At 62.2% G+C, this 21,968-nt stretch carries 19 protein-coding genes; 11 read left to right on the top strand and 8 right to left on the bottom strand.

The window, feature by feature from the left end; all coding sequences use genetic code 11:
- The first annotated feature begins 39 nt into the window (after nucleotides 1-39).
- From ACZ6YA_RS05145 to ACZ6YA_RS05105, 9 genes are all read left to right on the top strand, one after another.
- On the top strand, nucleotides 40-1,347 hold the full coding sequence (locus ACZ6YA_RS05145) for a CitMHS family transporter (protein WP_400802525.1): 1,308 nt from the start codon (nucleotides 40-42) through the stop codon (nucleotides 1,345-1,347).
- A 72-nt stretch (nucleotides 1,348-1,419) separates the two neighbouring features.
- On the top strand, nucleotides 1,420-2,190 hold the full coding sequence (locus ACZ6YA_RS05140) for a TerC family protein (protein ID WP_465895902.1): 771 nt from the start codon (nucleotides 1,420-1,422) through the stop codon (nucleotides 2,188-2,190).
- Nucleotides 2,191-2,417: 227 nt separating this feature from the next.
- A complete protein-coding gene (locus ACZ6YA_RS05135) occupies nucleotides 2,418-4,076 on the top strand; it encodes a Na/Pi cotransporter family protein (RefSeq protein ID WP_465895901.1) in 1,659 nt (552 codons plus the stop codon).
- Between the two features lie 30 nt (nucleotides 4,077-4,106).
- Nucleotides 4,107-5,513, top strand: a complete 1,407-nt coding sequence (locus ACZ6YA_RS05130; protein WP_465895900.1) for a M16 family metallopeptidase — start codon at nucleotides 4,107-4,109, stop codon at nucleotides 5,511-5,513.
- A gap of 154 nt (nucleotides 5,514-5,667) precedes the next feature.
- Entirely contained in the window at nucleotides 5,668-6,690 is a 1,023-nt protein-coding gene (locus tag ACZ6YA_RS05125) for a DUF5924 family protein (protein ID WP_465895898.1), read from the top strand.
- 258 nt (nucleotides 6,691-6,948) lie between these two features.
- The gene (locus ACZ6YA_RS05120; protein WP_465895896.1) at nucleotides 6,949-8,082 is read left to right on the top strand and encodes an MlaE family lipid ABC transporter permease subunit; all 1,134 of its coding nucleotides are present in this window, start codon (nucleotides 6,949-6,951) and stop codon (nucleotides 8,080-8,082) included.
- Nucleotides 8,079-8,870 carry an ABC transporter ATP-binding protein gene (locus ACZ6YA_RS05115; RefSeq protein WP_465895894.1) on the top strand — a complete coding sequence of 264 codons (792 nt, stop codon included), beginning with the start codon at nucleotides 8,079-8,081 and terminating at the stop codon, nucleotides 8,868-8,870. The genes ACZ6YA_RS05120 and ACZ6YA_RS05115 overlap by 4 nt, the downstream gene beginning before the upstream one ends.
- 3 nt (nucleotides 8,871-8,873) lie before the next feature.
- On the top strand, nucleotides 8,874-9,812 hold the full coding sequence (locus tag ACZ6YA_RS05110) for an MlaD family protein (protein WP_465895893.1): 939 nt from the start codon (nucleotides 8,874-8,876) through the stop codon (nucleotides 9,810-9,812).
- Entirely contained in the window at nucleotides 9,809-10,438 is a 630-nt protein-coding gene (locus ACZ6YA_RS05105) for an ABC-type transport auxiliary lipoprotein family protein (RefSeq protein WP_465895892.1), read from the top strand. Before ACZ6YA_RS05110 ends, ACZ6YA_RS05105 begins: the two co-directional genes overlap by 4 nt.
- On the opposite strand, the gene ACZ6YA_RS05100 is transcribed toward ACZ6YA_RS05105, so the two are convergent.
- The 6 genes from ACZ6YA_RS05100 to ACZ6YA_RS05075 form a co-directional block, all read right to left on the bottom strand.
- The gene (locus tag ACZ6YA_RS05100) at nucleotides 10,420-11,649 is read right to left on the bottom strand and encodes a nucleoside recognition domain-containing protein (protein WP_465895891.1); all 1,230 of its coding nucleotides are present in this window, start codon (nucleotides 11,647-11,649) and stop codon (nucleotides 10,420-10,422) included. The two genes, ACZ6YA_RS05105 and ACZ6YA_RS05100, sit on opposite strands and share 19 nt — an antisense overlap.
- Nucleotides 11,650-11,896: 247 nt before the next feature.
- Entirely contained in the window at nucleotides 11,897-13,225 is a 1,329-nt protein-coding gene (gltP, locus tag ACZ6YA_RS05095; RefSeq protein ID WP_465895890.1) for a glutamate/aspartate:proton symporter GltP, read from the bottom strand.
- 737 nt (nucleotides 13,226-13,962) lie between these two features.
- Nucleotides 13,963-14,433 carry an inhibitor of vertebrate lysozyme family protein gene (locus ACZ6YA_RS05090; protein ID WP_465895889.1) on the bottom strand — a complete coding sequence of 157 codons (471 nt, stop codon included), beginning with the start codon at nucleotides 14,431-14,433 and terminating at the stop codon, nucleotides 13,963-13,965.
- Nucleotides 14,433-14,597: a DUF1328 domain-containing protein gene (locus ACZ6YA_RS05085; RefSeq protein WP_465895888.1), complete on the bottom strand. Its 165-nt coding sequence runs from the start codon at nucleotides 14,595-14,597 to the stop codon at nucleotides 14,433-14,435. Before ACZ6YA_RS05085 ends, ACZ6YA_RS05090 begins: the two co-directional genes overlap by 1 nt.
- A gap of 58 nt (nucleotides 14,598-14,655) precedes the next feature.
- A complete protein-coding gene (locus tag ACZ6YA_RS05080) occupies nucleotides 14,656-14,940 on the bottom strand; it encodes a hypothetical protein (protein WP_465895887.1) in 285 nt (94 codons plus the stop codon).
- Nucleotides 14,941-15,117: 177 nt separating this feature from the next.
- Nucleotides 15,118-15,939 (bottom strand): BON domain-containing protein, encoded by an 822-nt coding sequence (locus ACZ6YA_RS05075; RefSeq protein WP_465895886.1) that lies wholly within the window; start codon nucleotides 15,937-15,939, stop codon nucleotides 15,118-15,120.
- A gap of 210 nt (nucleotides 15,940-16,149) precedes the next feature.
- Between ACZ6YA_RS05075 and algB the strand changes: the two genes are divergently transcribed.
- Both algB and ACZ6YA_RS05065 read left to right on the top strand, forming a co-directional pair.
- On the top strand, nucleotides 16,150-17,496 hold the full coding sequence (gene algB / locus ACZ6YA_RS05070; RefSeq protein WP_465895884.1) for a sigma-54-dependent response regulator transcription factor AlgB: 1,347 nt from the start codon (nucleotides 16,150-16,152) through the stop codon (nucleotides 17,494-17,496).
- A gap of 8 nt (nucleotides 17,497-17,504) precedes the next feature.
- Nucleotides 17,505-19,271: a KinB sensor domain-containing domain gene (locus ACZ6YA_RS05065; protein WP_465895883.1), complete on the top strand. Its 1,767-nt coding sequence runs from the start codon at nucleotides 17,505-17,507 to the stop codon at nucleotides 19,269-19,271.
- A gap of 135 nt (nucleotides 19,272-19,406) precedes the next feature.
- Here the strand turns inward: ACZ6YA_RS05065 and ACZ6YA_RS05060 are convergent, their stop codons facing one another.
- Nucleotides 19,407-21,026, bottom strand: coding sequence for an EAL domain-containing protein (locus ACZ6YA_RS05060; RefSeq protein ID WP_465895882.1), 1,620 nt, complete (start codon nucleotides 21,024-21,026; stop codon nucleotides 19,407-19,409).
- A gap of 87 nt (nucleotides 21,027-21,113) precedes the next feature.
- Nucleotides 21,114-21,890: an N-acetylmuramoyl-L-alanine amidase gene (locus ACZ6YA_RS05055; protein ID WP_465895880.1), complete on the bottom strand. Its 777-nt coding sequence runs from the start codon at nucleotides 21,888-21,890 to the stop codon at nucleotides 21,114-21,116.
- Between the last annotated feature and the right edge of the window lie 78 nt (nucleotides 21,891-21,968).

Raw genomic sequence — 21,968 nt, 5'->3', positions numbered from 1 at the left:
TCGACGTTCCTTTCGCCGCGCCACGCCTGGAGTATTGCCATGCTGACCTTCCTTGGCTTTGCCATGGTCATCACCTTCATGTACCTGATCATGACCAAGCGCCTGTCGGCCTTGATCGCGCTGATCCTGGTACCGATCCTGTTCGCCCTGTTCGGTGGTTTTTCCGCCGAAATCGGCCCAATGATGCTTCAAGGCATCAGCAAGCTCGCGCCCACTGGCGTGATGTTGATGTTCGCCATCCTCTACTTCGCTTTGATGATCGACTCCGGCCTGTTCGACCCAGCCGTGCGCAAGATCCTCAAACTGGTCAAGGGCGACCCGCTGAAAGTCTCGGTCGGCACCGCCGTATTGGCCTTGGTGGTATCGCTCGACGGTGATGGCGCCACCACCTACATGATCTGCTGCGCCGCCATGCTGCCGCTGTACAGCCGCCTGGGCATGAGCCCGCGGATCATGGCCGGCCTGATCATCCTCGCCGGCGGGGTGATGAACATGACCCCGTGGGGCGGGCCGACTGCCCGGGCCGCCAGTGCCCTGCACGTGGACCCATCGGACATCTTCGTGCCGATGATCCCGGCCATGGTCTTCGGTGTGCTGGCGATCCTGGCCATCGCCTATATGTACGGCAAGCGTGAGCGTGCCCGCCTGGGCGAACTGCACCTGCCGACCGACGACATCGACCACAGCGAAATCAGCGTGTCGCAGTTCCCTGAAGCGCGCAGGCCGAAACTGCTGTGGTTCAACGGTGCGCTGACCGCTGTGCTGATGGTGGCGCTGATCGCCGGCCTGCTGCCACTGCCGGTGCTGTTCATGATCGCCTTCAGTATCGCCATGATCGTCAACTATCCGTGCCTGCAGCAGCAGAAGGACCGTATCGCTGCGCACGCCGGTAGCGTCCTGGCCGTGACCGGGTTGATCTTCGCCGCCGGTATCTTCACCGGCATTCTGTCGGGCACCGGCATGGTCGAAGCCATGTCCAAGAGCCTGCTGGCGGTCATCCCTGAGGCGCTTGGTCCTTACCTGGCGGTGATCACCGCGATCGTCAGCATGCCGTTCACCTTCTTCATGTCCAACGATGCCTTCTACTACGGCGTGTTGCCGGTGCTGGCGGAAGCGGCCAGCCACTACGGCATCAGCCCGGTGGAAATGGCCCGTGCGTCGATCGTCGGGCAACCGGTTCACCTGCTGAGCCCGCTGGTACCCTCGACCTACCTGCTGGTGGCGTTGGCCGGCATCGAATTCGGCGACCACCAGCGTTTCACCCTCAAGTGGGCAGTACTGGTGTGCATGTGCATAATGGCCGCCGCATTGCTGATGGGCATTTTCCCGCTGTTCAGTAGTCTTTAATAAACACGCACCACCGCAAACGCGAAGCGCCCATGCCTGGGCGCTTTGCCATTACCGTTCGAAGGAAGACACATGGAATGGCTGACCAGCCCGGAAATCTGGGTTGCCTTTTTCACCCTCACCGCGCTTGAGATCGTGCTCGGTATCGACAACATCATCATGATCTCGATTCTGGTCAGCCGCATGCCCAAGCACATGCAGCCGCGCACCCGAATCTTCGGCCTGGCCCTGGCCATGGTCACCCGCATCATGCTGCTGCTGTCGATCACGTGGGTCATGCGCCTGACGGCTGACCTGTTCGTGGTGTTCGGCCAGGGCATTTCGGGCCGCGACCTGATCCTGTTCTTCGGCGGCCTGTTCCTGCTGTGGAAAAGCTCTCAGGAGATCTACCACGGCCTCGAAGGCGAAGACGAAAGCGCTGATGAACCGAAAGGCGCAGGTGGCAAGTTCCTCTACACCATCATCCAGATCGCCATCATCGATATCGTGTTCTCCCTGGACTCGGTGATCACCGCAGTGGGTATGGTCTCGCATGTGCCGGTGATGATCGCCGCGATCGTCGTCGCGGTGCTGGTGATGATGCTCTGCGCGGGTGCCATCAGTAACTTCATCGACAAGCACCCTTCGCTGAAGATGCTTGCGCTTTCGTTCCTGATCGTCGTCGGTACCGTGCTGATCGCCGAATCCTTCGATGTGCACGTGCCGAAGGGCTACGTCTACTTCGCCATGGCATTCTCGCTGGCAGTGGAGGCCATCAACATCCGTATGCGCACTGCCCTGGCGCGCAAGGACGGCAAGGAGCACGACCCGGTGAAACTGCGCAAGGACATTCCGGGTCAGTAAGTACCTGGAGCGCAGCGAGAGGGCTCTTCGGGGCCCTTTTTCATGACCAGGGTTTCATGACAAGCAGGTTTCAATGACCCGCCAGGCATGCCAAGCTGGCGTGAGTTGCGCAAAACAACTACAGCTTGTGTAAGCACTGGATAGAAAACACCCACCCCCGGGCCAGGCTTGCCGCTTCACCCATTGGCTTCGCTGTTGGAGCCCAGATAAGAAAGGGGGGCTACACCATGCTGACCCTGCTCAACCTGCTCTCCGCCGTGGCTTTGCTGGTGTGGGGCACGCACATCGTCCGTACCGGCATCTTGCGGGTGTTCGGCTCCAACCTGCGCCGGGTCCTGAGCCAGAACATGGACCGCCGGCCCCTGGCGTTCATCGCCGGCATCGTGGTCACCGCCGTGGTGCAGAGCAGCAACGCCACTGCCATGCTGGTCACCTCATTCGTCGGCCAGGGCCTGATGGCCATGACCCCGGCGCTGGCGATCATGCTCGGCGCCGACGTGGGTACTGCGCTGATGGCCAGGGTGCTGACCCTCGACCTGTCCTGGCTGTCGCCGCTGCTGCTGTTTCTTGGGGTGATCTTCTTCCTGTCACGCAAGCAGACACGCGCTGGTCAGCTGGGCCGGGTCGGCATTGGCCTGGGCCTGATCATCCTGGCGCTGGAGCTGATCGTGCAGGCCGCCACGCCGATCACACATGCCCAGGGCGTGAAAGTGCTGTTCGCCTCACTGACCGGCGACATTCTGCTCGATGCCCTGGTTGGCGCGCTGTTCGCCATGGTTTCCTATTCCAGCCTGGCGGCAGTTCTGCTGACCGCGACGCTGGCCGGCGCCGAAGTGATCAGCCTGCCAGTAGCCATCGGTCTTGTAGTCGGCGCCAACATCGGCAGCGGGCTGCTGGCGTTCATCAGCACCAGCATGCAGAACGCGGCAGGCCGCCGCGTGGCATTGGGCAGCCTGCTGTACAAACTGATCGGCCTGCTGCTGATCATCCCCGTGCTGCACCCGCTGGTCGATTGGATGGACTCGCTGAGCTTCAGCCCGCAGGAACTGGTGATCGGCTTCCACCTGCTCTACAACACCCTGCGCTGCCTGATCATGCTGCCCACGGTCAAACCCATGGGCCGCTTGTGCAACCGCCTGCTGCCCGAGCGCGAGAACAGCAACGGCCAGGTGCGCCCGCGTCACCTCGATGCTTCGGCACTGACAACGCCAAGCCTGGCCCTGGCCAACGCCGCCCGCGAAACCCTGCGTCTGGGCGACATCGTCGACAGCCTGCTCGAAGCCATGCTCAATGCCCTGCGCGGCACCCAGGCTGCCTTGCCGCAACAAGTCCGCGCCCTGGGCGAGGACGCCGAAGCGCTGTACAGCGCGATCAAGCTGTACCTGGCGCAGATGGCGCGGGAAGACCTCAGCGACCAGGAAAACCGACGCTGGGCCGAAATCATCGAGCTGGCGATCAACCTCAAGCTGGCCGGCGACCTGATCGAACGCATGCTGCGCAAGGTACAGCAGCAGAAGACCAGTCAGCGCCGGGAGTTTTCCCAGGTCGGCCTGGAGGAGCTTACCGGCCTGCAGGAGCAATTGCTGTCCAACCTGCGCCTGGGGCTGTCGGTGTTCCTCAGTGCCGACCCAGAAAGCGCACACTTGCTCCTACGGGAGAAACGCCGTTTCCGCGCTCAGGAACGGCGTCTGGCCCACGCCCACGTCAGCCGCCTGCAGCGCAAGGTAGTGCAAAGTATCGAGACGAGTTCGCTACACTTGGAACTGATCGCCGACATGAAGCGGTTGAACTCTTTGTTCTGCAGCAGTGCCTATGTGGTACTGGGCGGTACGGACACCGGCGGGCTGATGCTCGATACGGTGCCGGATGAAGCCCGCCAGCCCTGATCTCGCATACCTGGAGACCCAAGCTCGCCCATGCGTTGCCTGATATTCGTTTGCCTGCTGATCTGCAGCCTGCCCTCACACGCCCTCGATCGCTCGCGGGTCGAAGGTTATCTGTTGCCCAATGGCCTGCAGGTGATCCTCAAATCCGGCTATGAGCGCGACCACGTGGCGATCCGCCTGGTCGTCGGGGTGGGCCTGGACGACTTCGACTGCGAGCAGAAAGAGCTGCCGCACCTGCTCGAGCACTTGTTGTTCAGCGGCATCGACGAGACCGGCGAGGGCGGCCTGGAAGAACGGCTGCAGGCCTTGGGCGGCGAATGGAATGCGTACACCAGCAGCGCCGATACCACGTTCGTCATCGAAGCCCCGGCACGCAACCAGCGCAAGGTCCTCGACCTCCTGCTGGCGGTAATCCGCGATACCCGCATCGACGCCAAGGCGTTGGCCACCGCCAAGCGCATCATCGAGCGCGAGGATGGCGGCCACTATGGCCATCTGCAACGCTGGCTCGACCGCCAGGACATCGGCCATCCGGCCAGCGACCAGCTGGCCACCGAGCTTGGCCTGAAATGCCCAGAGCGCTCCAACCTGGACAACATGACCCTTGAGCAGGTGCAGGCCCTGCGTGATCGTTGGTATGCCGCCAACAACATGACCCTGATCATGGTCGGTGGCCTCGACCGTCTCTTGCCGGCCTATCTGGACCGTACCTTCGGCGAGCTGCCCGCCACCGAGCCGGAAGAGCGGCGCAATCTCGAAAGCATCAGCCAGCAGGCCGAGCAACGCCGCGACCTGACCCGCGGTGTGCTGGGCGACAGCGTCAAACTGCATTGGCTATTCATCGAACCGGTACTGGACAACGATCACCAGCCGACCCTCGATCTGCTCTCGCGCTACCTGGACTGGGCCTTGTACGACCAGCTGCGGTTGCGCAACGGCCTGTCCTACGGCCCCTCGGTGCAGCGTGAAAGCTTCGGCGACAGCGGCATGCTGAGCATGAACGCCGACCTCGAACGCGACGACATCGACAAAGCGGTCAAGGTGATGCAGCAGTTGTTCGACCATCTGCGCAAGGAAGGCCTCGATGCCGATACCTTCGCTCGCATCAAGGACGCCGCCGTTGCGAAAGAGAGCTGGAGTACCCAGGGTAACAGCGCGCTGGCCGACTATTACTGGGGGGCGCTGAACGACTACAACAATGGTCGCTTTGCCAACCCCGTGCGCAAGCTGCGCCAGGTCAGCCTGGAGCAGGCCAACGATGCCTTGAAGGAACTGCTCAAGAATGAGGGGTATCTGCGGATCGAGAAGCCGTTGCTGGGGTATGACGAGTTGTATGGGTTGATTGCGCTGATGGTGGGCGTGATTCTGGCTGCTGGGTTGTTGCGTCGGCGGCGACCTACACCCCAACCACCGAGCGGTGCTACACGGGAGCGGTGATTCGGCGGTATTCTTTCGTCAGTACCGGCCCTTTCGCGGGCAAGCCCGCTCCCACAGGTATTGCACCAGCCTTGGGTGCAGTGCATTTCTTGTGGGAGCGGGCTTGCCCGCGAAAGGGCCGGCACAGTCACTCCATCACTCTGTTGCAGACCCAATGCCCCCAATCCCCCACATCGTCCAGCGCATCATCGAGCTGCTCAAACGCTACCCCGGCGTCATTGCGCTCGGCGGTTTTCTCTCCGGTATCGGCAGCTTCATCCTGGTCGACCGCCAGGCCAGCCTGGCCAGCTGGGTCGCCATCCTCATGCTGGTCAGCTGGCTCTGGCTGATGTTCGAAAACACCCTCACCGGCCTGTTCGCCCGGACCTTCAAGCGTGAGATCCCACAACCGCTGCTGCGCTACGCGACGCAGATGATTCACCAGGAAAGCCTGTTCTTCGTCCTGCCGTTCTTTTTCATCACCACCACCTGGAACAGCGGCCAACTGGTGTTCACCGGCCTGCTCGCGGGCGCCGGCCTGGTCTCGATCGTCGACCCGCTGTACTACAAATGGCTGGCCCCACGGCGCTGGCTGTTCCTGGCGCTGCACACCCTGACGCTGTTCGCCGCGTTGCTGACCGCGCTGCCGATCATTCTCCACCTGACCACCGCGCAAAGCTTCAAGCTGGCACTGATTGCCGCCATGGTGCTGTCCTTCCCAAGCCTGGCCAGCAGCTTCCCGATCAACACCTGGCGCCGTGGCGTAACGCTGGTGCTGGTGACCCTCGCCGTCGGTGGCGGCGGCTGGCTGCTGCGCTCGTGGGTGCCCCCAGCGACCCTGTGGATGACCGAAGTGGCGGTAAGCACCGAAGTCATCAACCGCCAGCCCGGCGACTCGCTCGACGAAATTGCCGCCAGCCGCATCCGCAGCAGCGGCCTGTATGCCTACACCGCCATCAATGCACCGCGCGGCCTCAATGAGCGCATCTACCATGTGTGGCAGAAGGACGGTAAGGAAGTTGACCGCATCGCCCTGGATATTCATGGCGGGCGCAAAGAAGGCTACCGCGCCTGGACCCACAAACAGAACTTCCCGCCCAACCCGGTAGGCAAATGGCAGGTACGGGTGTTGACCGAGGATGGCCAGGTGATCGGTGTGCTGCGCTTCAAGGTGGTCGACGACGCGGTCGCGAAATGAGGCGCGGTATGCTCTGTGGGAGCGGCTTTAGCCGCGAAGCAAGCGACGCGCTGGATGGCACGGGCTTCGCCCGTGTTCGCGGGACAAGCCCACTCCCACACGGATTACGCTGCTTTCTAGGTTTTGTGGAAGACAGTTGCTCCCACAGTTGGTCTGCTGAGTTGGTGTTTGTTCAATAAGGCGCTACAGGACAGCACATTTTCAACAAACCGCTGAATGCCCGCTGCGCTATGATCAGCCTCTACGCCTGTCAGATGCATGGAGCCTATGACCACCCCCAGCGCCACCCTGGACACCAGCAGCCAACCGGCCTGCCTGCGCATTGCCGGTGACTGGACCCTGGCTCACTACTCCAGCCTCAAGCGCGACAGCGAGCGCCTGCGCACGCAATACGACGCTGACGCGGTGGCCGACCTCAGCCAACTGGGCCGCCTGGACACCGCCGGCGCCTCCTTGCTGGCCGAGCTGCTCGGCGCCGAACGTCTGTCGCGCTGCACCAACGACTTGCCCGACGCCAGCCGCGCCTTGCTCAAGAACGTCTACTGCTCGGTGCAGGACTACTGCATCCCGGTCAAAGAACCCGAGCGTCATGTGCTGCTCCTGCTGCTGGAACGCATCGGCCGTGCCGTCAATACGCTCTGGCGAGATACCCTGCAGCTGCTCGGCTTTGTCGGCCTGATCCTCGAAACCCTGCTGCGCCGAGCCCTGCAGCCGCACCGCTGGAGGGTCACGCCGGTGGTCTCGCACATCGAGCAGACCGGCCTGGATGCGGCACCAATCGTGGCGCTGCTGACATTTCTGGTGGGCGCGGTGGTGGCCTTCCTCGGTGCCACGGTGCTGGCCGACTTCGGCGCGACCGTGTTCACCGTCGACCTGGTGGCGTTCTCGTTCCTGCGTGAGTTCGGCGTGCTGCTGACCGCCATCCTCATGGCTGGCCGCACAGCCAGTGCTTTCACCGCGCAGATCGGCTCGATGAAAGCCAACGAAGAAATCGACGCGATCCGCACCCTTGGCTTGAACCCGATCGAGCTACTGGTGGTGCCCCGGGTGCTGGCGCTGCTGATCTCGCTACCCCTGCTGACTTTTCTCGCGATGATCTGCGGCATCATCGGCGGCGCGGTGGTCTGCGCGCTGACCCTGGATATCTCACCGGCCATATTCCTCTCGCTGCTGCAAAGCGACATCGGCGTGCAGCACTTCATCGTCGGCCTGGCCAAAGCCCCGTTCTTCGCCTTCCTGATCGCCGCCATCGGCTGCCTTGAAGGTTTCAAGGTCAGCGGCAGCGCCGAATCGGTAGGCGCCCACACTACCTCCAGCGTGGTCCAATCGATCTTCGTGGTCATCGTGCTGGATGCGGTGGCTGCACTATTCTGCATGGAGATGGGCTGGTGAGTGGCCGGGAAGCGGTGATCGAGACGCGGGGCATCTGCAACCGCTTCGGCAGCCAGAGCGTGCACGAAAACCTCGACCTGGACCTGTACCGCGGCGAAATCCTTGCCGTGGTCGGCGGTTCCGGTAGCGGCAAGTCGGTGCTCCTGCGCAGCATCATCGGCCTGCGGCGGCCGAACGAAGGACAGATCAAGGTGTTCGGCGAGGACCTGGCCGGCCAGGGCGAGGAACAGCGCTCGCTGGTCGAGCGGCGCTTCGGCGTACTGTTCCAGAAGGGCGCGTTGTTCTCGTCGCTGACCGTTACCGAGAACGTCGCACTGCCACTGATCGAGCATGCCGGCTTGTCGCGCGCCGATGCCGAGCACCTGGCCGGAGTGAAGCTGGCCCTGGCGGGCCTGCCGATTTCCGCCGCCGACAAGTACCCCTCATCGCTGTCCGGCGGCATGATCAAGCGCGCCGCGCTGGCCCGTGCACTGGCCCTTGACCCGGACATTCTGTTCCTCGACGAACCCACCGCCGGCCTCGACCCGATCGGGGCCGCGGCTTTCGACCAACTGATCCTCACCCTGCGCGATGCCCTGGGCCTGAGCGTGTTCCTCATCACCCACGACCTGGACACCCTGTACACCATCACCGACCGCATCGCCGTGCTGTCGCAGAAAAAAGTGTTGGTGGCCGGCCCCCTGGCCGAAGTCGAACAGACAAACGACCCGTGGATCCACGAATACTTTCACGGCCCACGCGGTCGCGCGGCCGAACACGCCGCCGCCCGTGCCGGGCAGGAGCGCTGAACAATGGAAACCCGAGCTCATCACGTCCTCATCGGCCTGGTCACCGTGCTGGTGGTGGTCGGCGCCATGCTGTTCGGCCTTTGGCTGACAAAATCCAGCGTCGACGATGCCTTCAAGGATTACGAAGTGGTCTTCAACGAAGCCGTCTCGGGGCTGTCACGTGGCAGCCCGGTGCAATACAACGGCATCAAGGTGGGTGACGTGTCCAGCCTGCGCCTGGACCCCAAAGACCCACGCAGGGTGCTGGCCCGGGTGCGCCTGAGCGGCGACACCCCGGTCAAGGAAGACACCCAGGCCAAGCTGACCCTGGCCGGCGTCACCGGCAACTCGTTCATCCAGCTTAGCGGCGGCACCCCGCAAAGCCCCGAGCTCAAGGGCAAGGACGGCAAACTGCCGGTGATCATCGCCTCGCCATCGCCGATCTCCCAACTGCTCAATGACAGCAGCGACCTGGTGACCAACATCAACCTGCTGCTGCACAACGCCAATCAGATGTTCTCGGCCAGCAACATCGACCACCTGAGCAGCACCCTGGCCAACCTGGAACAGACCACCGGGGCATTCGCCAACAAGAAGGGCGGTATCTCCGATGCCATCGAGCAGTTGGCCCAGGTCGGCAAGCAGGCCAACGCCACGCTGGCCGAAACCCAGGCACTGATGCGCAACGCCAACGGCTTGCTCGGCACCCAGGGCAAGCAGGCCATCGGCAGCGCCGAGCAGGCCATGCAGTCGTTGGCCGACAGCGCGGCGACCATCAACAGCCTGCTCAACGACAATCGCCAGTCCATCGACGACGGCGCGCAAGGCCTCAATCAGCTGACCCCGGCCATCCGCGAGCTGCGCGAAACACTGAATTCACTCAAGGGTATTTCCCGACGCCTGGAGGCCGACCCGAGCGGCTACCTGCTCGGCCGCGACAACAACAAGGAGTTCCAGCCATGAAACCCTCGCTGCGCCTGCTGGCCCTGGCGGCCGCGATGAGCCTGACAGGCGCCTGCTCGATCCTGCCGCAGAGCGAGCCTGTGGATATCTACCGCCTGCCGGTCAACCAGGCCAGCCACAGCGCCACACCGGTGGACTGGTCGCTGCGCCTGAACAAGCCCCTGGCCAGCGAAACGCTGGCCGGGCCACGCATCGCCGTAATCCCCCAGGGCGATGTGCTCAGCAGCTACAAAGGCGCGCGCTGGAGCGACCCGGTGCCACTGCTGGTGCGCAACCGCCTGCTCGATGGCTTCCAGCGTGACGGCCGCGTACAGCGCCTGAGCGCCGACGACAGCAACCTGCAGGCCGACTATGAGCTGGTTGGCGAACTGCAGGCGTTCCAGAGTGAGTATCGCGCTGGCGGTGCTGTGGAAGTGCTGATCCGCTATGACGCACGGCTGGTCCAGGGGCGCAGCCAGCGTATCCTCGCCAGCAAGCGCTTCGAGGTGCGTCAGCCGTTGGCCGATACGCAGGTATCAGCCGTGGTGGCCGGTTTTGGCGCGGCCAGCGATCAGCTGGCCGGGCAGGTGGTGAGCTGGACCGTGGCGCAGAGCGCTCAGGCTCAGGCTCAGGCGAAGAACCAGTAGCAGACCAGGATCGCAGCGATCACGCCGGACAGCTCGGCCAACAGGGCGCAGCCTACGGCATGACGCACACGCTGTATGCCGACAGCGCCGAAGTAAACCGCCAGCACGTAGAAGGTGGTCTCGGTACTGCCCTGCACAGTGGCTGCGACCAGCGCCGGGAAGCTGTCCACGCCATGGGTCTGCATGGTCTCGATCAGCATGGCCCGCGCCGCACTGCCAGAGAACGGTTTGACCAGCGCGGTCGGCAGGCCCTCGACGAAGCGGGTATCCATGCCCAGCCAGTTCACCGCATGGCGAATGCCGTCCAGCGCCAATTCCAGCGCGCCGGAGGCACGCAGGACGCCCACTGCCACAAGCATCGCCACCAGGTAGGGCAACAGGCTCTTGGCCACATCGAAACCTTCCTTGGCACCCTCGACAAAGGCCTCGTATACCTTCACCCGTTTCAATGCGCCGATCACCAGGAACAACATGATCACGCCGAACAGCGTGAGGTTGCCGAGGATCGACGACAGGCTGGCCAGCGCGGCGGCCGACAGGGTACCGAGGAAGGCCATGAAGCCGCCCAACAGCAGCGCGCCGGGGATCATGTAGGCGAGCACCACAGGATCCCACAGGCGCAGGCGCTGCATCACCGCCACCGACAGCAGGCCGACCAGGGTCGAGGCGCTGGTCGCCAGCAGGATCGGCAGGAACACCAGGGTCGGGTCGGTCGCGCCTTGCTGGGCGCGGTACATGAAGATGGTCACTGGCAGCAGAGTCAGTGATGAGGCGTTGAGCACCAGAAACAGGATCTGCGCGTTGCTCGCCGTGGTGCTGCTGGGATTGAGCTCCTGCAGCGCGCGCATGGCCTTGAGGCCGATGGGGGTGGCGGCGTTGTCCAAACCAAGGCCATTGGCTGCGAAGTTCATGGTGATCAACCCCAGCGCCGGGTGGCCGGGCGGCACTTCCGGCATCAGCCGGGCGAACAGCGGGCCGAGGACCTTGGCCAGCCATTCGACGATGCCGGCCTTTTCAGCGATTTTGAGAAAGCCCAGCCACAGCGTCAGGGTACCAAACAGCAGAATCATCACCTCCACCGACAGCTTGGCCATGGCGAAGATGCTCTCGACCATCGCGGCAAAGATACCGGCGTTGCCACCGATCAGCCATTGGGCCAGGGCGCAGACGGCCGCCACCAGGAAAAAGCCGAGCCAAAGGCCGTTGAGCATCCGCGTATACCCCTGTGAAAAATGCCCGAATGATAGCGTATCGAGAAGCTTGGCTGGAGACCCAGGGCTGACGCAAGACTCTGTGGGAGCGGGCTTGCCCGCGAAGCAAGCACCTCGGTAGATGGCACCGGCTTCGCCGGTGTTCGCGGGCAAGCCCGCTCCCACAGAGGTCAGCGAAAAGCCAGAGCCCTGTCACAGCCAACAAAAAACCCCGACGAGTCGGGGTTTCTTGTTCAGCACATCAGGCTTAGCGCTTGGCGGTTTCGCCAACCACGGCCGCTTCCTTCTTGTCCGCCATCAGCGAGGCGTAGTATTTCTCGCCTTTGGCAGCGTCGTACATGCCTTCCCAACGTGCGATCACCAGGGCCGCCAGGGCGTTGCCGATCACGTTCAGAGCGGTACGCGCCATGTCCATGATGCGATCGACACCAGCGATGAAGGCCAAGCCTTCCAGCGGGATGCCTACGCTGCCCAGGGTTGCCAGGAGCACCACGAACGATACGCCCGGCACACCGGCAATACCCTTGGAAGTGACCATCAGGGTCAGCACCAGCAGCAGCTGCTGACTCCAGGACAGGTCGATGCCGTACAGCTGGGCGATGAAGATTGCCGCGATGCTCTGATACAGGGTCGAGCCGTCGAGGTTGAACGAGTAACCGGTCGGCACCACGAACGAGCAGATCGACTTCGGCGCACCGTACTTCTCCATCTTCTCGATCACGCGCGGCAGCACGGTCTCGGAGCTGGAGGTGGAGTAGGCGAGGATCAGCTCATCTTTCATGATGCGCATGATCTTGATCACCGAGAAACCGAACAAGCGCGCCACCAGGCCCAGCACCATGAAGGCGAAGAAGGCGATGGCGAAGTACACCAGCAACACCAGCTTGGCCAGCGGCAGCAGCGAGCTGAAGCCGAAGTTGGCGACGGTCACGGCGATCAGGGCGAACACGCCGATCGGGGCGTAGTTCATGATCATGTGGGTGACCTTGAACATGGTTTCCGATACGCCCTGGAAGGTACGCACCAGCGGCTCGCGCAGGTCGGCCTGCAGGCTCGACAGGCCCAGACCGAACAGTACCGAGAAGAAGATGATCGGCAGCATTTCACCGCGCATCAGCGCTGCGAAGATGTTCGACGGGATCAGGTTGAGCAGGGTCTCGATGAACGCGTGCTCATGCTGTACTTCTGCGGCAGTGGCCTGGTACTTGGAGATGTCGACGGTACCCAGAGTACTCATGTCGATGCCGGCACCCGGGTGGAACAGGTTGGCCAACACCAGGCCGACGACGATGGCGATGGTGGTCACCACCTCGAAGTAGACAATGGTCTTCAGGCCGATGCTGCCCAGTTTCTTCGCGTCGCCTACCCCGGCGATGCCCACGATCAGCGACGAAATCACGATCGGGACGACGATCATCTTGATCAGGCGAATGAAGATGTCACCGGCGGGTTGGAGGACGTTACTGATCCACCAGGCCTTCTCCGCACTGAAGTGGTTCAGTAGCGCGCCGATTGCAACGCCCAGGACCAGACCGATGACGATCTGCCAGGCGAGGCTCAGTTTTGCCTTCTTCATGTCTTTACCCTTTGTTCTAGTGGTCACGGGCACCGACCGGAAAAGCGCGTAACAGAGCCGTTGGCAACGTCACGGGGAGCTTTGGGCTTCCGTCCGGAGACCTCATGTAAGGACACCGCGAGCGAGCGACTAGGCGCTCGGGCCAGCGAAAAGGCGGCAACTATTGCGATGGCAAAGGATGAAATCTAATGCCGGAAGCGTATACCCCATGCCGATCCGGCATACTGATCTGCGTCAAAATGAGGCACTCGCAAGTCATTGATTTATAACGTTCGGAATCCCGAACAAGACCAAAGCGCCAGTTTTAGGCAGATTTGTCCGGGTTTAAATGGCTCTGGGGATGGCTTGTTCGACAATCCGAATGGCTGAAATGCCACCTGCGACAGCGCTGGATTGGACGAAAAAAATTTGATGTACGGTCGAGACAAAATGTGTCTCAAGGGGAATTATCTGAAAGGTGTAGACGAGAAGGGAAGATGGCACCTCGGAAGCCAGGCTTAGCTCATGCAAGAAAACATGCCCAAGACCTGAAACTTCCGATTATGCCTTTCCTGACCCGGCCCAATGCTGGAGGCACTCCCTGTACCCCTAGGCCACTCCGATCCTGCAACAATCAGAACAGCCCGGCCCCTTGGTCATGTGCCGCCCCTCCTCGGGGCGGCGCAACATAGAAGCGAGAAATATAGAAAGGTTCCGCTTCTATTACGTGACAGTGCGCGTCCACTGGTCCGTTGGGATCAGTACCACTTAGGGTCGCGCTTGAGTTGCTCTTGCAACATGGCCTTCATGCCGTCATCCGGCTCACCCAGCCAACGGTACTGCGCGTGGCGGGTTGGCGACTTGTCACTCGGCAGGCCTTCGGGTACCTCTACGAGCATCCCGTAAGCGTCATCCTTGTCCCAACTGAACGCCACGATCAGACGTTTGTAGGTGCAATTGTCCTGGGACTCGCACAGCGGACCGACCAGGTATTTGTCTCCATCCTCGGTCACCGCCGACATCTGCTCCTGAGTACTGCCCGTGAGATTGATCACCCAATCGGGTAGGCGTTCCTCGCCTTTGATCGCGTCCTGCCAGGTTTCCCGGTACTCAGGGTCCGAGCCAAGCAGTTGGTCAACCCGGACCTGGCCGTCATTAGCCGCCATTGCCGCCGCGCTACCGGCCAACATCAGGCCGGCGGCAATGGCTTTGCAAAGCTTCCTGCTCATTATCGACCTCGGCCACGTCCAAAGAAGAAGGAGGCAACGAACAGGACCAGGAAGACAATGAACAGGATCTTCGCGATACCCGTAGCGGCGCCAGCGATACCACCGAAGCCCAATACGGCAGCAATGATGGCGATGATGAGGAAAGTGATTGCCCAACTCAGCATGATGCTTCTCCTTTCTTTTTTGAAATCGATCCGTTCATGTATGTCGAACGGCAGCGTCCTAGAACACCCAGCGTTCTTGTGGTACGACGTTTTCAACGGTGGCCGGCGAAGTGTTGGCCGAAGGCAGCGGTTCGGCTGCCCTCACCAACGTGTTGGCACGAGTCGCCTGGATCTGCGTCAGCAGCGCGGTCTGCGCTGCAACCTGCTCGGCCAGTCGTGCGGTCTGCCAGCTGTAATAAAAGAGGCCTGCGGCCAAAGTCAGCAGCAGCGCCATTCCAAGCAAGAGGAACTGGCGCAGGGGCAGTGCGGCGGCTTGCGAGCGGTTGACGGATGGGCGGTTCATGCCGGCTTCTCCTGCTGTAATTTTTCTATTCAAACCTGAACAGGTAATTGCAGCCTGCATGCCAGCTTTCACCACTCAATAAAATCCTTATTAATCAATGGCTTACATAAAAACCGTGACTCCATCGGGGACGTATCCTGCACGATGCCCTTCCTGGCGTCGTGCGAAATGCACGACTTAGCCCTCGACCTTGGTCGCTACCTTGAGCAAGTCGGCATCCACCCCCCGCACGCCGATGATTTGCCGGGCGATCTCCACGGCAATGGTTTTTTGCTCGCTGCTGACTACCTCACCCGACAGTCGGACCATGCCATCGGTACTCGCGACTTTGATGTTCAAGCCGTCGAGGTTGCGGCTGAAACGGAAGCTGTTCTGGATCTTGTCGACCACCCAGCTGTCACTGGGCTGCGGCCCGACGGGCGCGCCCACCGGGTTTTCCCGGGCCTTGGCCATGGCAGCGGTGTCCAGGCTGACCAGGTTGTTGACCAGGTGCACGCCGTCGGTGGTGCGCGCCACCACACCCGCGAGCTCCTTGGCCTCGGCGCTGTCCACCTTGCCGCGCAAGGTCACCACGCCTTCACTGCTCTGCACCTCGATGGGCGCCTTTTCCGTAGTGCGGCTCCACAGCAGTCGCGCGCGGATGACCGCAGCCAGCGTGGCATCCTCAAGGCGCTGGGCGTAGGCGCGCAGCTCAAGCGGGCGCTCGACCAGGCCTGCATTGACGCGCAGTTGGTTGTCGACCTGCTCGACACCTCGGGTGGCCTGCGCGACATGCTCAGCCAGCTGTCGCTCGACGTCGTTCTCCACTTCACCGGTCAGCCGTGCCCGCTGCTCAACAACCTCAACGTCAATACGAAACGGGTTGAGCATGCGGTTGAGCGCCAACGCCGTTTGCAGGGAACCTTCCAGGCGCGCGTCCTGAACGGGGTCAGCCATTGCAGGTGCGCAAATGGACAGCAGGCTGATGGTCAAAATGGCCGTTCGAATGGGGAAGGGCATGGCAGCACTCCTTTTGTAGGCAAAATCTGAAAATAGTCGCAACCAATGTGCCACCCCGGCGCTCTAAGAAAATCATCGAAAAATCACAGGGTCATGGCGATATTTGGCCATTGGCTAGCATGCAAAGGACAGAATCCTTCAGAATTGACCATGCAACTTGCCCGATTTTTCCCACACTAAACGAAGACCCACCCCTAAGGAGCGCAGCAAATGGAATCAGCCCAGGACAACCAAGGCCGCATTCTGCTGGTGGATGACGAGTCCGCGATCCTGCGCACCTTCCGCTACTGCCTCGAAGACGAAGGCTACAACGTGGCCACGGCCAACAGTGCCGCACAGGCGGAAGCCCTGCTGCAGCGCCAGGTCTTCGACCTCTGCTTCCTCGACCTGCGCCTGGGCGAGGACAACGGCCTGGATGTGCTGGCCCAGATGCGCATCCAGGCACCGTGGATGCGCGTGGTGATCGTCACCGCGCATTCGGCGATCGATACTGCGGTCGATGCCATTCAGGCGGGTGCCGCCGATTACCTGGTCAAACCCTGCAGCCCCGACCAGCTTCGCTTGGCCACCGCCAAGCAGCTGGAAGTGCGCCAGCTGTCGGCACGACTGGAGGCCCTGGAGGGTGAAGTCCGCAAGCCCAAGGACGGCCTCGACTCGCACAGCCCGGCGATGATGGTGGTGCTGGAGACTGCACGCCAGGTGGCCACCACCGACGCCAACATTCTCATTCTTGGTGAATCGGGGACGGGTAAAGGCGAACTGGCCCGCGCCATTCACAGCTGGAGCAAGCGCGCCCGCAAGGCTTGCGTGACCATCAACTGCCCGTCGCTGAATGCCGAGCTGATGGAAAGTGAGCTGTTCGGCCACACCCGCGGCGCCTTTACCGGCGCCAGCGAGAGCACGTTGGGCCGCGTCAGCCAGGCCGATGGCGGTACGCTGTTCCTCGACGAAATCGGCGACTTCCCCCTGGCATTGCAGCCCAAGCTGCTGCGCTTCATCCAGGATAAAGAGTACGAGCGGGTCGGCGACCCGGTGACCCGCCGCGCCGACGTGCGCATCCTCGCGGCGACCAACCTCAACCTCGAAGAGATGGTGCGTGAAAGCCGCTTCCGTGAAGACTTGCTGTACCGCCTCAATGTCATCACCCTGCACCTCCCGCCGCTGCGCGAGCGCAGTGAAGACATCCTGACCTTGGCTGACCGCTTCCTGGCCCGCTTCGTCAAGGAGTACTCACGGCCGGCCCGTGGCTTCAGCGAAGAAGCCCGCGCGGCGCTGCTCAATTACCGCTGGCCGGGCAACATCCGCGAACTGCGCAACGTGGTCGAGCGCGCCAGCATCATCTGCCCGCAGGAACGCGTGGAGATCAGCCACCTGGGCATGGGCGAACAGCCAGCCGGCAACGCACCTCGGGTGGGCGCGGCACTGAGCCTGGATGAACTGGAGCGCGCGCACATCGGCGCCGTGCTGGCGGCCAGCGACACCCTCGACCAGGCCGCCAAGACGCTGGGCATCGATGCCTCGACCCTGTATCGCAAGCGTAAGCAGTACAACTTATGAGATTGCAAATGAAGCTGCGCACGCGGCTTTTTCTCAGCATCTCGGCGCTGGTGACCGTCGCCTTGCTGGGCCTGATGCTAGGCCTGTTCAGCGTGCTGCAGATGGCCACCGTCCAGCAACAGTCGGTGCGCGAGACCACCCACGCCCTGGAAATTGGCCTTAAGCTGCGGCAGAACCTTGGCGAACAGCTGACCCTGATGCTCGACGAAGACACCGCGCCCGAAAACCTGAGAACACTGCAGGACAATTTCCAGACCCAGCTCAATCAAGGCCTGGACCGCGGTGGCGAACGCACCGGCTTCAGCAAGGCCAGCAGCAACTACCAGACCTTCCTGCAGGCCTACCGCGACAGCCCAGCGCCGGCGCGCAGCATGGGCGTTGACCAGCCGCTGGGGGCCGCCTTCAATCAAGTTCGCACGGACTTGATCGATTCGCACAAACAGGCCCTCGACCACATCACCCGTAGCGAAGAACACAGCCGCGACCGCGCTTTGCTGGTCAGCGGGTTGCTGGGCCTAATGGGCCTGGTGGTATTGGTGTTAGGGTTCATCACCGCCCACAACATCGCCCGGCGCTTCGGCCAACCCATCGAGGCTCTGGCCAAGGCAGCGGATCAACTCGGCCGAGGCGACTTCGATGTCACCTTGCCGGTGACCCAGGCCATCGAACTCAACCAGCTCACCCGCCGCTTCGGGCTGATGGCCGACGCCCTGCGCAAACACCAGGCCACCAATGTCGATGAACTGCTAGCAGGCCAGCAACGCCTGCAAGCGGTACTCGACAGCATCGACGACGGCCTGCTGATCATTGACCGCCAAGGGCACCTCGAACACCTCAACCCGGTTGCCCAACGGCAGCTTGGCTGGAGTAACAGCCGCGTGGGTACCGGCCTCGCCGAAGCCTTGCAGCGCCCAGAGCTGGAGCAACAGCTGCGCCAGGTACTGCGTGGCGGCAACCTGGACCGCCCGCCCGACGACCTGAGCATCGAGGTCGAGGAAGAAACCCGCCTGCTGACCTACAGCCTGACGCCGGTCAGCCACCCGCAAGGGCCGATCCTGGGTGCAGTGATGGTGCTGCACGATGTCACCGAGCAGCGCGCCTTCGAGCGCGTTCGCAGCGAATTCGTGCTGCGCGCCTCGCACGAGCTACGAACACCGGTGACCGGGATGCACATGGCCTTCGGCCTGTTGCGCGAACGGGTGAAGTTCCCGGCCGAGACGCGAGAGTATGACCTGCTGGAAACCATCGGCGAAGAAATGCAGCGACTGAACCAGTTGATCAACGATCTGCTCAACTTCTCCCGCTACCAGAGCGGGCTACAGAAGCTCGAACTGGCGCCCTGTGTCGTTGACGAATTGCTCGAACGCGCCCAGGTGCGGTTCGGCGAGCAGGCTGCAAACAAGCAGATCGAGCTGATCAAGGCGTTGGAGCCTCCTTTGCCGCGGATACAGGCTGATATCGCCCAGCTCGACCGCGTGCTAGATAACTTGCTGCACAACGCCATTCGCCACACCGCCAGCGGCGGGCGTATCCGCCTGCATGCTCGGCGCCATGCGGAACGGGTTATCGTCAGTGTCGAGGACAACGGCGAAGGCATTGCCTATGGACAGCAGGGACGGATTTTCGAACCCTTCGTGCAGGTTGGGCGCAAGAAAGGCGGGGCCGGGCTCGGGTTGGCGCTGTGCAAAGAAATCGTTCAACTGCACGGTGGCCGCATGGGTGTCGTTTCCCGGCCAGGGGAGGGTACTCAGTTCTATATGGCGTTGCCGGTCTGATATTTCCCTCACTTCAATATCTGACCCAACCTTTGTGGGAGCGGGCTTGACCCGCGAACACCGGCGAAGCCGGTGCCACCCACAGCGGTGCATGCTTCGCCGGGCAAGCCTGCTCCCACAGAGGAAGATGCTTGCTCACGGCTCATCATCGATGCGCTGGCGACGCACCTGCCGCCCGCGCGTCACCAGCTCGACGAACTGGCGCGCATTGAGTGGATGGGCGAACAGCCAACCCTGGCCATAATTAACGCCTTCGCTGTTGAGCAGCACCGCCTGTGCCTCGCATTCGATGCCTTCGGCAATCACCCGCAGGTGCAGGTCGTGGGCCATGCGGATGATGTGCGGGGCCACGCCGCTGCTGGCGGCATCGTGGCCCAGCGCGTCGATGAAGGCTTTGTCGATCTTCAAGCAGTCCACCGGCAGGGTCTGCAGATAAGCCAAGCTGCAATAGCCGGTGCCAAAATCGTCGATCAGCACCTGATGCCCCACTGAACGCAAAGCCTGCAGATTGTCACGGGCCACCACCACATCGATCAGCCCACGTTCGGTCACTTCGAAGGCGATCTGGCTGGCCGCCACCCGGTGCAACGCCAACAACCGCGCCGCCACCCGGCCAATGCGCGGGACCATCACGTCGCAGGCGGCCAGGTTCACCGAGATGTACAGGTTGCGGTGCGAGCGCAGAAGCTGGCCCAGTTGCTCCAGCACACGCTGCAGAACGAAATCGGTGATCTGGCGAATCTGACCGGTATTTTCCGCCAGCGGGATGAACAGGTCCGGGCTGGTCAGCGTGCCATCCGGTCGCCGCCAGCGCACCAGCGCTTCGGCACCCACGCAGCGTCGGCTGTCGAGCTCCATGATCGGCTGATAGAGCACCTGCAGTTCGCCACGACGCAAGGCGTTCTGCAGTTCCGAACTCATCGAACGCCGCTGCAGGATCAACTGCAGCACCAGCCAACCAATACAACAGGCGGCCAGGACGCTCCCGGGGAACAACAGCCAGAGCATACCGTTCATGCGCAACGGCAAGCTGGCACGCGGGGCAATCAGCACCAGCTGGTAATCCGGCGATTTGGTTGGCATGCGATAGACAAGCCGGTCATGCAGTTCGTACAGGAAGGTGGTACTGGAGGGTGACCAGTTGTTGGCCGGTGGCCAGGTTTGCGGCGGGCCCAGCACGGGAATCGCCCGGGTGCCGTTGTCCAGCACGACCAACAGGCTGCCACCGGGTGGCAGGTCGACCACATCGGTCAGATGCCCGCGCGAGGTAGAAACCAGAAAGTTGCCGCGGGCGAGCATCAGCGCGGCGAGGTTCTCATTCGGTTCGGTAGTGGTGTTGAGCCAGTAACTGTAGGTCGGTCCTTGGATATCCGGAGCCCGCGTCGGCACGAAGGCCCTCGCTCCGCCTCGGTTGGAACACGCGACATTGACGTCGACATACGCCGCTTCATAAATGAAGCGTGAACCCAGGCCAACCTGCTGCAACAACGCCAACATAGCGGGGCTGCACCCCCGCAGTGGCTGCGCCTGCAGGTCATCCACCCCCTCGCGTAACTGGCCGAACACCTGCTCAAGGCGATCAAGGAAGCGCTCGCCTTGGGCATTCATCTGCGCACTCTCGCTCTGCTTCATTTGTTGCAGGGCAATGCCGATGCTGGCGGTCAGCAACACCGCGGCGCTGGCCAACGCTGCCATTGAGGCCAGCATCCAGGGACGGTATAAAAATTGGCGAAATGCGGTTATCAGGGCCGACATGGGCAGCATCCAGTTGATCTACAAGGTATAGCAACTGGAATGCGAATCAGCCTGCCCGTTTGGCGGAGCGAGTGAACTTCCTGTAAGTCAGCGCATGCGGTTAAGCACCTGGAGCATGGCCGCCGTCTGCGCATCTGGCGTACCGTCGAAGCGTTGTGGCCGGAAGCGCATCTGGAACGCCGCGATGACATGACGGGTGGCCACATCGAGTTGGCCGGTTTGCTCGATAGCGTAGCCGAAACGTGCCAGCTCCTGCTGATACCAACCGATGGTGGGCGGGTTGACGTCGAAGTAGGCTTGCTGCCGCGCGACGGCATTGGCTTCTGGCCAAATTCCCAGTCCAGCGTCAGCCAGGCGTTTCCAGGGGAACAACGGGCCTGGGTCGAGTTTGCGCAGCGGCGCGATATCGCTGTGGCCAATGATGTGGCGCGGATCGATGTTGTTACGTTTGACGATGTCCTTGAGCAACGCGATCAACGACTGGACTTGCGCTTCGCTGTACGGATACCAGACCCGGCCATTGGGCGTTGTGTCGAAGCCTGGGTTGACGATTTCGATACCGATGGAGCTGGAGTTCAGCCAGGTACGCCCTTGCCATTGGCTGTCACCGGCATGCCAGGCACGGCGGCTTTCATCGACCAGTTGATAAACCGTGGCCGGGCCGTCACCAATCAGGTAGTGGCTACTGACTTCGCCATGGGTAAGCAGCGCCAGGGAGCGCTCGAGTGAGGCATTGGTGTAATGCAGGACGACGAACTGGATACGCTCGTCCTGGTTGGCCGAAGGATGGCTGCGGTCGATGCGCAGGCCCGTAGAGCAACCGGTCAGGGTTAGCAGTAACAGCGCTGTGAATAAGGTTTTCATCGAAAGGGACACGTCGCAGTGAAAAAGCCAGGATGGCAACAGTATAACGAGCCCCTTTCAGACGATCCGGTTTTAGCA

This window comes from Pseudomonas sp. NPDC090752 (assembly GCF_055584805.1).
This window is presented reverse-complemented; position numbering and strand designations above follow the sequence as displayed.